This window comes from Mesorhizobium sanjuanii, assembly GCF_002529485.1.
Lineage (GTDB): Bacteria > Pseudomonadota > Alphaproteobacteria > Rhizobiales > Rhizobiaceae > Mesorhizobium > Mesorhizobium sanjuanii.
Window position 1 is genome coordinate 1 of record NZ_NWQG01000036.1, and the last position, 10,913, is coordinate 10,913.

11 protein-coding genes are annotated in these 10,913 nt (G+C 63.7%); 3 read left to right on the forward strand and 8 right to left on the reverse strand.

Annotated elements, in window-relative coordinates; translation table 11 throughout:
• The 6 genes from CN311_RS06840 to CN311_RS06865 all read right to left on the reverse strand — a co-directional run.
• Positions 1–1,041, reverse strand: a 1,041-nt coding sequence (locus CN311_RS06840; protein WP_115504239.1) for a tyrosine/phenylalanine carboxypeptidase domain-containing protein, incomplete at its 3' end; no start/stop codon positions are given.
• Positions 1,038–1,850, reverse strand: coding sequence for an N-formylglutamate amidohydrolase (locus CN311_RS06845; RefSeq protein ID WP_097572574.1), 813 nt, complete (start codon positions 1,848–1,850; stop codon positions 1,038–1,040). The genes CN311_RS06845 and CN311_RS06840, both read right to left, overlap by 4 nt.
• Positions 1,851–1,955: 105 nt before the next feature.
• Complete coding sequence (locus CN311_RS06850; protein ID WP_097572575.1) at positions 1,956–2,357, reverse strand: GFA family protein; 402 nt, start codon at positions 2,355–2,357, stop codon at positions 1,956–1,958.
• A gap of 23 nt (positions 2,358–2,380) precedes the next feature.
• Positions 2,381–3,439: a Gfo/Idh/MocA family protein gene (locus CN311_RS06855; protein WP_097572576.1), complete on the reverse strand. Its 1,059-nt coding sequence runs from the start codon at positions 3,437–3,439 to the stop codon at positions 2,381–2,383.
• Between the two features lie 78 nt (positions 3,440–3,517).
• A complete protein-coding gene (locus tag CN311_RS06860) occupies positions 3,518–4,303 on the reverse strand; it encodes a ThuA domain-containing protein (protein ID WP_097572577.1) in 786 nt (261 codons plus the stop codon).
• Between the two features lie 177 nt (positions 4,304–4,480).
• Positions 4,481–6,019, reverse strand: coding sequence for a tlde1 domain-containing protein (locus tag CN311_RS06865; protein ID WP_097572578.1), 1,539 nt, complete (start codon positions 6,017–6,019; stop codon positions 4,481–4,483).
• A 555-nt stretch (positions 6,020–6,574) separates the two neighbouring features.
• Between CN311_RS06865 and CN311_RS06870 the strand changes: the two genes are divergently transcribed.
• From CN311_RS06870 to CN311_RS06880, 3 genes are all read left to right on the forward strand, one after another.
• Positions 6,575–8,044 carry a multicopper oxidase family protein gene (locus CN311_RS06870; RefSeq protein ID WP_245440757.1) on the forward strand — a complete coding sequence of 490 codons (1,470 nt, stop codon included), beginning with the start codon at positions 6,575–6,577 and terminating at the stop codon, positions 8,042–8,044.
• Positions 8,045–8,114: 70 nt separating this feature from the next.
• Positions 8,115–8,513: a Cu(I)-responsive transcriptional regulator gene (gene cueR, locus CN311_RS06875; protein ID WP_097572580.1), complete on the forward strand. Its 399-nt coding sequence runs from the start codon at positions 8,115–8,117 to the stop codon at positions 8,511–8,513.
• Positions 8,510–9,058 (forward strand): cytochrome c, encoded by a 549-nt coding sequence (locus tag CN311_RS06880; protein ID WP_245440758.1) that lies wholly within the window; start codon positions 8,510–8,512, stop codon positions 9,056–9,058. The genes cueR and CN311_RS06880 overlap by 4 nt, the downstream gene beginning before the upstream one ends.
• Before the next feature lie 78 nt (positions 9,059–9,136).
• Here the strand turns inward: CN311_RS06880 and CN311_RS06885 are convergent, their stop codons facing one another.
• Positions 9,137–10,576 (reverse strand): FAD-binding oxidoreductase, encoded by a 1,440-nt coding sequence (locus CN311_RS06885; protein WP_097572581.1) that lies wholly within the window; start codon positions 10,574–10,576, stop codon positions 9,137–9,139.
• 123 nt (positions 10,577–10,699) lie between these two features.
• Positions 10,700–10,879 carry a helix-turn-helix domain-containing protein gene (locus CN311_RS06890; protein ID WP_280954025.1) on the reverse strand — a complete coding sequence of 60 codons (180 nt, stop codon included), beginning with the start codon at positions 10,877–10,879 and terminating at the stop codon, positions 10,700–10,702.
• Positions 10,880–10,913 lie beyond the last annotated feature (34 nt).

Sequence of the window (10,913 nt, forward strand, 5' to 3'; positions counted from 1 at the left end):
GCCATAGAGTGCGCGTCCGAGTTCGGCGAAGCCGGGCGTTCCGCGTGCCGCGAGCATCGACAGCTGGAGATCGAGTTCCTGCCGCTTTTCGGAGAGAAGCCTGGTCAGCAGCGGATCTTCCAGATGATCGAGCGAGACCGAATAGAGCTTCCGTTTCTGGGCCGCGACCTCGAACTCGAGCGGCCTGTAGAGCAGTGCCGGCACACGCTCGAAGGCGCCTGCCTGGAATTCCAGCCAGGCTGGTTCGGCATTGATCGGTGTGACGGCAAGCAGAAAATCGAATGTCGACGCGACCTCGTCGATCGCGCGGTCGGCGCGCACGACCGCATCGATATACACCCGGCGCCCTAGTGAACGATGGGTCGCCGGCGGTTCCAGCCTTGATGCCTTCAGGAAGGCGCTGACGGCCTGAAGCGCGGAATCGACCATGTTGGCGACGACGAGGTCGCGCAGTTCAGGATAGACGCGGTTGGTGCCGGGCGCCCTGTAGATCGGTGCGAAACGTACCGTCAGGCACGCCGCGTCACCGGGATCATCCCAGAGCCGTGCTTCGGCGCGTGTCGTGGGGTTGAGTTCGTCCACGCGGGGCGTTCGGTATTTTGCTTCGGGTGCGGACGCAGCCGTGGCGAAGCGCTTGAGCGCCGCCTTCTCCGCCGCCGTATTGCCGCAGGCCAGCGCAATCTCGAAAGGCGGCAGGAACGGCACATCCTCGGTCAGGAACCGGTCTTCGGCCAGCTCGCCGATGTCCAGCATGAGGAATGCGCCGCAGTGATCGCGCATCCTTCGCGCCACCAGCCGCGCGACCTCGCCGGCGAGGTCAATGTCGGCCGCGATCAGATAGGAGGCGTTGGCGGAGACGGCATGGAACGCCGCATCCTGATGCGACCCGACATGGACACACAGGAAGGGCAACGGCCGATCCATGTGCAAACGGTTGCCGTTGCCGAAGTCGTGGCGGATTGGCTTGCCGTCCCGCAAAAGCGCGTCCAGGTCCGTTTCGATTTGCGCCAGCGGCGCGGGCTCGACGAGCTTGGGCTTCATCGCATGGCCCGCAGCGCCGACTCCAGGACGGGCACCGTGGAGGCCAGCATGGCGCGCAGCCGCTCGATTGCCGCCCAATCGGGCTCGCCGCTCCATTCGTCCATGAAAATCTTCTTGAACTCTACCGCGATGGCGCAGCCGTTTTCGGGAAAATTGGCATGGACGAAACGGGTCTGTTCGCCCTTGCCCTGGAAAGACACATTCTCGCGCACGTCGATCGGCTCGCCGTTGAGCTGGTGGCCGCGAAGCGCCTCTATGAAGGCGTCTACAGCCGGTGCCCAGCGCTCACGGTCCATGGAAGAGGTGCCAATGTTGATGTCGGGCGCGGCGTCGCGAGATGTAGGCATGGCCTCCGGTCCGCCGCGCCGGTGATTATAGCTGTGGACGTCGATGAGCACGAACCTGCCATGGCGCTTCTCGATACCGGCAAGGACACGGTTCAGCTCACTGTAGAAGGCGTCGTGAAAGGCGAGAGACTCCTTAACGATGTCCTCGGCCGGCTGCTCTCGCCAGACTTTCAGACCCCAGGACTGGTCCGGCGACCGGTAGACCGCGGCGTCGCGCGCGCGGTTCAGGTCCACCTGGAAGCGTGACCGATGAACGATGATCTGGGTGGGAAAATCGGCGATGAAGCGTTCGGTGAAAGGGTCCTCTTCTCGACGCCGGTCGGGATCGGAAAGGCACATAAGCGATCGACAAGCCCTGCCAACGTCGGTGCCGCTGTGGATAGCTGTACCGACTATGGGCGACTCTCCGAGCTTGATCGTCCAGCCCGCCGGTGGCCCGCCCGGATCATTGTTGGAAGTCATCGTGTTCACAGTCCATCGAATGCGTGGAGAGTGTGGATGGTTCCGGTTCATCGACCAAACGATCGTTAGCCCGCCCTGGATCAGCAGGCTGCACTGTCCAAAACGTCAGCCGAACGTCGCCAGAGGCTCGGCGCGAACCTCGACCCACTGGCAGCGCCGGCTGTCGTGATAGAAGGACTGGAAGGGCTGCGGGAACGAAGGATCGGCGAAGGCGCCGACCGGTATGGCGACCAGGCCGGGCTGCGTGTCGATCCGGTAGTGGACATTGGTGCCGCAGTCCGGGCAGAAATTGTAGGTGACGCGGCCGCCCTGCTCGCCAATGCGCATGAACTCGGCCGATCGTCCCTCGATCGACACCTTGTCCTCGGGAAACCTGGCATTGAAGCTGAACGCGCTACCGGTGCGCCGCTTGCAGGCCAGGCAATGGCATACCGAAACCCGAACCGGCTCACCCGAACAAATTGCGGAAAGCTGACCGCAGGAACATTCGGCGCGGCGCGTGACCATGGCTGGCTCCTCCTCGAAAGATCTCACTGCGTGTCGGCGTGCGCCTTGAGCTCTGCCCGTTTTTCGTCCGAGACGACGGCAAGATCCAGCACCTTCTGCAGTTCTGCGGCATGGCGGAACGACGGCTCGCCCTGCACGCCGCTCAGCACCGCACCGACAAAGCGCTGGTAGTTGGTCGGCACCGAGCCTGGATCGAGGACCTGCCATTTGGCGTTCTCGATGTCCTCGCCCATGCACGCCTTCAGCTCCGAGCCGTTCAGATTGTGCACGACTTCGATGCCGCCCTTGTCGCCATAGATGCGCAACCTGAGTTCGTTGAGATGGCCGGTCGCCCAGCGGCTGGCGTGCACCATGCCGAACGCACCGTTGGAGAAATCCAGCGCCATGGCGAAACTGTCATTGGCGTCGAGCTCGTATTCGCCGATCCGGTTGCCGGGCGCCTTGTCGAAGGTTCTCAGCCGGCAGAACACATGATCGATGTCGAGTGCGGCGCCATAGCTGGCGAAGTCGAGGATGTGGATGCCGACGTCGCCCAGAACGCCATTGGAGCCGTGGCCGCGCGACAGGCGCCACAGCCATTTCGGGTCCGTGCGCCAATCGCCCCAGAACTTGGACACCAGCCAGCTCTGCAGATAGGACGCCTCGACATGCCGGACCTGGCCGATCTCGCCGGCCAGCACCATGGCGCGCGCCTTCTGCAGCGCCGCCACATTGCGATAGGTCAGGTTGACCATGTTGATGATGCCGGCCCGCTCGGCGGCGTCAGTCATCTCGCTGGCTTTCTCGAAGTTTTCCGCCAGCGGCTTTTCGCACAGCACCGGCTTGCCCGCCGCGACCAGCATCATCGTGGTCGGATGGTGGATGCGATCCGGCGTCACGTTTGCAGCGGCATCGAACTCACCCCATGCCAGCGCATCCTCCAGCGAGGTGAACCGGTTGGGAATGCCGTGGCTGTCGGAAAACTCATCGACGCGTTTACGGTCGACATCGACGGCGCCGACCAGTTCGACGCCCTCGATCTTGCCGAACTGCCGGGCGTGCTCCTGCGCCATCCAGCCGGTGCCGAGTATCAAAAGCCGCATGATTCTTATCCTTAGGATAGGGCTCTATCTTCTTTGTTTGACCACTATTTTTCCGAATCGAAGGTTCAGGATCACGGTCTAGCGAAAGCCGGCTTCGCCGGCGGCATGGAGCTTGCCGCCACGCTCGACGATCGGCTCGAGCGCCTTTTCCACCGGCACGTTCGGCGCATCGAGGACGGCCGCATTTGCGCCTTGCGGGTTGTGCGCCCATTTCACCGCGTTGCGCAGCACCTTCTGCACGGTGGCGTCGTGATAGGTCGGATAAGTCTCATGGCCCGGCCTGAAATAGAAGATGTTGCCGGCGCCCCGGCGATAGGTCAGCCCCGACCGGAACACTTCGCCACCCTGGAACCAGGAGATGAAGACCGTCTCCAACGGCTCCGGAACGGCGAACTGCTCACCATACATTTCTTCGTTTTCGAGCTCGAAATACTCAGCCAGCCCGGCAGCGATCGGATGGCTGGGGCTGGTCACCCAGAGCCGCTCGCGCTCGCCTGCCTCGCGCCATTTCAGCGTGCACGGCGTGCCCATCAGCCTCTTGAAGATTTTCGAGAAATGGCCGGAATGCAGAACGATCAGCCCCATGCCTTCGAAGACGCGGCGTGCCACGCGCTCGACGATTTCGTCGGCGACCGCGCCATGGTCCTTGTGCCCCCACCACACCAGAACATCGGTTTCGGCCAGACGGCTCGCTGGCAGGCCATGCTCCGGCTGCTCCAGCGTCGCGGTCGAGGCGGAGATCGCCTTGTCGGAATTCAGCGCCTTGGCGATCGTCGCGTGCATGCCCTCGGGGTAAATGCCCGCGACCACCTCATTGGTCCGCTCATGGATATTCTCGCCCCAGACGACAGCGCGTATTGTCATGACATCCTCTTGGTGAACCGGAGCCGACCCGCCCCGGCCAGTCATAGTCCGCCCCGCCGGGAATGAAAACGGTTTCGGTGGCGGCTGCTGACAATCCGGTGGCTGCGGCGGCTTTCATTCTCGCCGCTGCGGGTCTACGGGCAGAGCTCCTTCGACGCGATCGGGGTCAGCGGCTGACTAGCCGCGCACGACGAGGCGCTTGATCTTGCCCTTCTTGTAGGCGGCCAGGAAGCGCGCATAGTCCTTGAAGGCCACGCAGCCATGGGATTCCGCACGGCCGCCGCGCAGCAGGTAGCTGTGGGCGAGCAGGCCGTCGCGGCCATATTTGTTGTCGCCGCTGGTGGGGGTGAGACGTATCGCCTCGACGCCGTAGAAGCGCGATTCGCGCAGCTTCAAGTCATAAGTGCCGGGCGGTGTCGGGCCGACATTCTTGCGGTTGGCGTATTGCGGCTTATCGGCCATCGAGCCAATGCCCGAATGCGCCTCGAGACGCGAACCGTCTGGCATATAGACGGTTTTCGCCGAGATATCGTAGACGGCGACGCCGCTGCCAAGGGATGGCCTGGTGAAAAGGTTCTTGAAGGCCCCGCCGACGCCGCGCTCAGGATTGTCCGGCTTGGCAAAGGCCAGCATGTCGCCGGCCTGAGCTTTCGATCGCTTGGCCGGCTTGCCCTGGCCGCTTTGCGTGCTCTGGCCGCTTTGCGTGCCCTGGCTGGCACGCGTGTTCCGGCTGGCCGGGTTGCCTTGCACGCCTTGGCTGCCTTCCACGCCTGGCAGCGCGGCGAGTGCCGAATTGCGCGGCGACAAGGCTCTTGGAGATTGCGTCTCGACTTGCGGCGCATCGACCGTCTTGCTTGCCTTGGCCTTGGGTGCCTGGGCAGCCTTGGAAGGCTTGGCCGGCTGGGTGCTAGGTGCCTTGGGCGCCTCGTCCGACTGCTCGCTTTTCGCCTGCGGACGGAAACTTGGCACCGGAATGCTGTCGGGCATCTCGTCCTGGGGCGGCAGCGAGGCCACTTGCATTTCGCCCTGCTGCGGCTCTTGCGCGGCGGCAGCATCATTTGCCATTGCCGCCGGCGGCAGCACATCGATCATCTGTTCAGCGATCGTCTGTTCCGGCAATGCGTTCGCCAACGCCAGCGCCAGACGTGAGGATCGTTCGATCACCGCGACCTCAGGCCCGAAGCGCTCTGATGCGGGACCACGCGGGTCCGGCACGCGCGCGGCGCCTGCAAAGCGAGCCCCCACCGGCAGGCTGGCAAGCGCCGATGGTGCGCCAGGAACGTGTGAAGAGGCATTGGCAAAGGCGGCGGCAAGCTTTTGCGGCGACAACGCGGCTTTCGCCACCACGCTATCGAAGCGGTCGCGGACAGGAGCGGCCTCGTTCGACCGCGCCAAAGGCTCGATGCGCGCCGCCTTGCCATCGTGCGAGAAGCTGCCGGCGGCGTGCATGCAGCCGGCGTCGCATCGATTGAGCAGCGATGCCTGCCGGCCGGTCGACAGCTGCGGCGCCCATGAGTGGGCCCAGGAATTTGCAAGCGTGCTGCGCTGATCGGCGAACGCGATGGTGCGCGGCGCCAGCAGGCTCTGCGGCAGGCTGTTGGAAGCGGCAGTGAGCGATGCCCCCACCGAGTAGAGGCCGGCCATGGTCGCCACCGACCACAAAACGACCGCCGCGCCGACAGCTGGAACCGCGACCCAACGCAGGCTGGGCCTCATCGAAGTCAATCCAGATGGATTGTCACCCCGGGTTTTCGAATACACAAACGCCATACAACACTCTCAATCGGCTTGCCGGCTTGCGCCCTCGCATCCGTTACGATCACAGTTCGCCTGATGCCCCCCGGCACCCTTCGCTGCTGTTGCCGATTGATTCAAAAGATGGACAAAGTTGGTTAACCAATCCCTCCACCGGTCGCCGATTTGGCGGCGGTCACTTCGAAATATGCACCCTTCATGACTATGAAAGTGGCAAAATTGCCCTCCATATCCGGCTTTGCTGCCCGTTTTCGCCGGTCGAGTCAAGCAAACGAAATGACTAGACCTTGCTTGCGGGTGGCAGTTGGAGACCCGTTCGGGTCAGAAAAGCTCGGCGACGGGCGACAAGCCACGCTTCTGACCGTGGAGGCTTCATTCGGCTAACCACCGGAAGACGGGCCTGACGGCGCTCCTCAACAAACACACTTGACCTTCCAGCAACTGGAACCCTTAGCGTCTTCGCGTGACGGCTGGAGACGACAGATGCATCGACGCAGTTTTCTGAGGGCGGGCCTCGTGACGGTTCTTGCGGGCCGACCCGCCATGGCCCAGATGAAGATGGACGACATGCCCGGCATGGGCGATCACTCGGGCCATGACATGGGCGCGCCACCGCGAAGCGCTGTCGTGTTGCCCGAGGGCGAGGCGCTGCGCGATTTGCCCCGCCTCGCCAACGAAGCCGCCACGCCCGGCCAATTCAAGGCGAGGCTGACGGCCGGGCCCGCCACCGTGCGCTTTGCCGAAGGGCTGGACACGCCGATCCTCGGCTATAACGGCATGAGCCCCGGACCGCTGATCGAGGCGGTCGAGGGCGACCGCGTCGAGATCACCTTCGCCAACCGTATCCCGGACGAAGCGAGCACCATTCATTGGCACGGCATGCCCGTGCCGGCCGACCAGGACGGCAATCCGATGGACCCGGTCGAGACAGGTATCGATCGCAGCTACAGCTTCGAGCTGCCGGAAGGCAGCGCCGGCTCCTACTGGTACCACCCGCATCCGCACGGCAGGACGGCCGAGCAGGTCTATCGCGGCCTTGCCGGCGTGTTCCTGGTCAAGCCAGGGACCGACCCCATTCCGGCCGCCTATGGCGACACCGTGCTGGTGTTCACCGACCTTCGACTTGCGGCCGATGGCACCTTGCCCGACAATACGATGACGGACCTGATGAATGGACGTGTCGGCGACCATGTGCTGGTCAACGGACAGAGGAACCCTGCGCTGACGGTGCCCTTTGGCACAAAGCGGCGTTTCCGGCTTTACAATGCGACCAACGCGCGCTTCCTGCGGCTCTCCTTCGACGGCGCGCCGATGACGATCATCGGGACGGACGGCGGTCTGTTGGAGGCGCCAGTGGCGGCAGACGACATCCTGCTCAGCCCGGCGGAACGCCTCGAAGTGATTGTCTCCTTCGAGAAACCTGGCCCCGCGACACTGTATACGCTCGATTACGATCGCGGCTGGATGGGCGCTGGCCGGCCGGCCGATGCCGGCCTGACGCTGCTCACCGTCCATGTGTCGCAGACGCCGGCCGAACCGGTCCCGCCGCTGCCCGACAGGCTGCGGCCGATCGCGCGGCTTGGTGCGCCCTCAATCAGCCGGCGCTTCGTTTTCACCGAAACCATGGCCATGAATGCCAACGGCATGGAGATGGGGTTCCTGATCAACGGCGCCGCCTTCGACATGGGGCGTGTCGACATCGTTGCCAAACAAGGCGAGGTCGAGCTCTGGGAAATCGTCAACGAGGCCGATATGGATCATCCCTTCCATGTACATGGCACCCAGTTCCAGGTGGTGGAGCACGAACGCGACGGCAAGGTCTCGAAAGCGCCCTACCTCGCCTGGAAAGACACCGTCAACGTCACGCGCGGCGAAACGGTGCGGCTCCTGCTGCGGCAGGACCGGCCCGGGCCGCGCATGTATCATTGCCACATCTTGGAACATGAACAACTCGGCATGATGGGCATTGTCGACGTGCGGGCTTAGACCACGATCCCGAACAGTGGGAACCGGTTTTCGGAAAGATCAGGGTCAGCAAGAAAAGGAGATTCCAACCATGAACATCGGTATCGCGTCCGAAAAATCCGGCCTGCCATCCAAGACGATACGCTATTATGAGGACATCGGCCTTGTACGTCCGGCCCGGACCGATAACGGCTATCGCGATTACTCAGTCTCCGACATCCACCGCTTGCGATTTCTGCAGCGCTCGCGCAGCCTGGGGTTTTCTGTCGACGAGTGCCGCCAGTTGCTGTCGCTCTATCACGACAAGGACCGCGAGAGCGCGGACGTCAAGGCCATAGCCGAGGCGAGGCTGGTGGAGATCGACCGAAAGATAGCCGAACTCAATGGGTTGCGCTGTCTGCTGCATCATATGGTCGAGCATTGCCATGGCGACGACAGGCCGGATTGCCCGATCATCGACGAACTGGCGGGAGAAAGCCTGGTCCAGTGAAATGGGCTGCCGCAGCCGCGACGCTCTCGCTTGTCTGCACGTGCTCGGTGGTCGCCGCCGGCGGCCGCGAGCCGATCGTCGAGGCACGCCAGGCTTCGATGAAGGAGATGGCGATCGCCGCGAAAACCATCGCCGAAATGTTCGACGGCAAGCTGGCCTATGACGCAGCGGCGTTCAGGGTGCCGGCCGAGACCATCCGCGCCCGCTCCGGCCCTGCCCTGATCGCGGAATTTCCCAGCACGACATTGGGCGCGCCTTCAGGCGCCAGATTGGAAATTGAACAAGCTCGTCCGGAATTCGAGGCGCTGGCAAATCACATGGGGACGCTGGCCGAGGCACTGGCCGCCAAGGCCAGGCAGGCACCGGCCGGCATCACCGGCGATATGAGGATGGGTTCCGGCCTGGCGATGGGCGGCGGCAGCCTGCTCGGCAAGCGGCCGGCGGCGGAGGCCGATCCCCCCAAACTTCCGGCCGAGCACCTCCTGCATCTTATCCTGCAGGATTGCTCAAGCTGTCATTCGAAGTTCCGGCAAAAGGTTCAGTAACGGCCCTGTCGGACACGTGACAAGCCCGCGCGCCGCATCCGCCGCCGGAGGCGCGGGCCTTGCCACTACGCGCTCACCCTATGCGGCCTGCAGATTTTCCCTCGGCCGCAGATTCTGGTTCATGCGGAACAGATTCAGCGGGTCGTAGCGCTGCTTGATCTCCAGAAGCCGCCGATAGTTGTCGCCATAGGCCGCTTCGACCCTGTCGACCTCGTCCTCGGGCATGAAATTCACATAGGCCGTGCCTGCGGCATAGGGCTTGGCCGCCTCATAGATACCGCGCGCCCAGTCGATGCAGGTCTTGTCCATTTCCGGTTCGCGCCAGCGGGCGTGGACATTCATGACAAAATGCGCGCTGCGCTGCGGGAACGCCGTTGCGTCCGCTTTCACCCGGCCCGCCGCGCCGCCGACATGGCCAAGGAATATTTCGCATTCAGGCCCCGGAAGCCTTGGTATCGCTGCCGTGACGACCTCGATCGCGCTATCGGAAAGCCCGGTGAAATCATGGCTCTTCCAATAGTTGCGGGCGCCTGATGTAAGCAGCGGATCGAATGCCTGCTGCCAGCCCGCGAACGGATTGGGACCGACGACATCGACAATCGGCGTGCCGATGGCGCGAAGCCTTTTCGTCGCTCTCTTTCCCTCCTGAAGATCGCCGCAATAGCACATGGCCAGAACCAGCACCTCCTTGCCGTGCCATTCAGCCGGCAGGAAGGGCAGTGGCGGCGCCTGCCGCATGACCACCCAGCAGGTCAGTTCGTCGGGCGCCAGTTCGAGCGCATCACGGTATTCCCGCAGCACATCCTGGGCATCGGCAAAGGGATGAACGACAAGTCCCGACAGAACCTGAGGACCGACACGATGAAGCTTGAACTCGAAAGCCGTGACGACGCCGAAATTGCCGCCGCCGCCGCGCAGCGCCCAGAACAGGTCCGGATTCTCGGTCTGGCTGACGCGCAGCAGCTTGCCGTCGGCGGTCACCACATCGGCGCTGAGAAGATTGTCGATGGTCAGGCCAAATTTTCGCGTCAGCCAGCCGAAGCCGCCGCCCAGCGTCAGGCCGGATATGCCGGTGGTTGAGTTGATGCCGGTCGGTATCGCCAGTCCGAAAGCCTGCGTTTCCAGGTCGACATCGGCAAGCGTCGCCCCTGGCTCCACCCAGACCCGCCGCGTCGGCGGATCGACCCGCACCGATTTCATCGGCGAAAGATCGATCATCAACCCACCGTCGCAGACGGCGCTGCCGGCAATGTTGTGGCCGCCGCCGCGAACCGCGACGAGAAGCCGGTTTTCCCTGGCGAGATTCACGGCCGCGATGACGTCGGCGGCACCGGCACAGCGCACGATCAGCCCGGGCCGCCGGTCGATCATGGCATTCCAGACGCTGCGTGCCTCGTCATAGGCGCCATCGCCCTCCCTCAGCACCTTGCCGCGCAATTGCGCCGAAAGCGCCTCCAGGGCCGCGGCATCGATCGTCGTCTTGCCGCGTTCGAGTGTAGTGAGGCTCATGCTGTTCATGGTTTCCTCCCGCTTTGCTAATGAGCCGTTTTCCCGCCGACCAACTCGGAAGTGTGCACTTATATTAGAGATCGCGCAAGTTCTAGGACAGCTTGCGGCTGCTTCGAGCGATCATGGGCCGGCTTAGTATCCCGGCCCGGTACCCAATTCGCTGCGCCGCCAGGCGGCCGGCGAGATCCCCACCGAGCGCTTGAACTCCCGCCCGAAATGATAGACGTCGCAGAAACCGCAGGCCTCGGCGATTTCGGCCAGGGGGTGGTCGCTCTGCACCAGCAGCGATTGCGCCTGCGCGCCTGGACACACAGCGGTAATGTCGATTTCGCTCGACGCCGCTCAC

What these genes read in the sequence shown, in the direction of transcription:
- CN311_RS06845 (WP_097572574.1), bottom strand. Translation starts at nt 1,850, where the DNA reads ATGACTTCCAACAATGATCCGGGCGGGCCACCGGCGGGCTGGACGATC.
- CN311_RS06850 (WP_097572575.1), bottom strand. Translation starts at nt 2,357, where the DNA reads ATGGTCACGCGCCGCGCCGAATGTTCCTGCGGTCAGCTTTCCGCAATT.
- CN311_RS06855 (WP_097572576.1), bottom strand. Translation starts at nt 3,439, where the DNA reads ATGCGGCTTTTGATACTCGGCACCGGCTGGATGGCGCAGGAGCACGCC.
- CN311_RS06860 (WP_097572577.1), bottom strand. Translation starts at nt 4,303, where the DNA reads ATGACAATACGCGCTGTCGTCTGGGGCGAGAATATCCATGAGCGGACC.
- CN311_RS06865 (WP_097572578.1), bottom strand. Translation starts at nt 6,019, where the DNA reads ATGAGGCCCAGCCTGCGTTGGGTCGCGGTTCCAGCTGTCGGCGCGGCG.
- cueR (WP_097572580.1), top strand. Translation starts at nt 8,115, where the DNA reads ATGAACATCGGTATCGCGTCCGAAAAATCCGGCCTGCCATCCAAGACG.
- CN311_RS06885 (WP_097572581.1), bottom strand. Translation starts at nt 10,576, where the DNA reads ATGAACAGCATGAGCCTCACTACACTCGAACGCGGCAAGACGACGATC.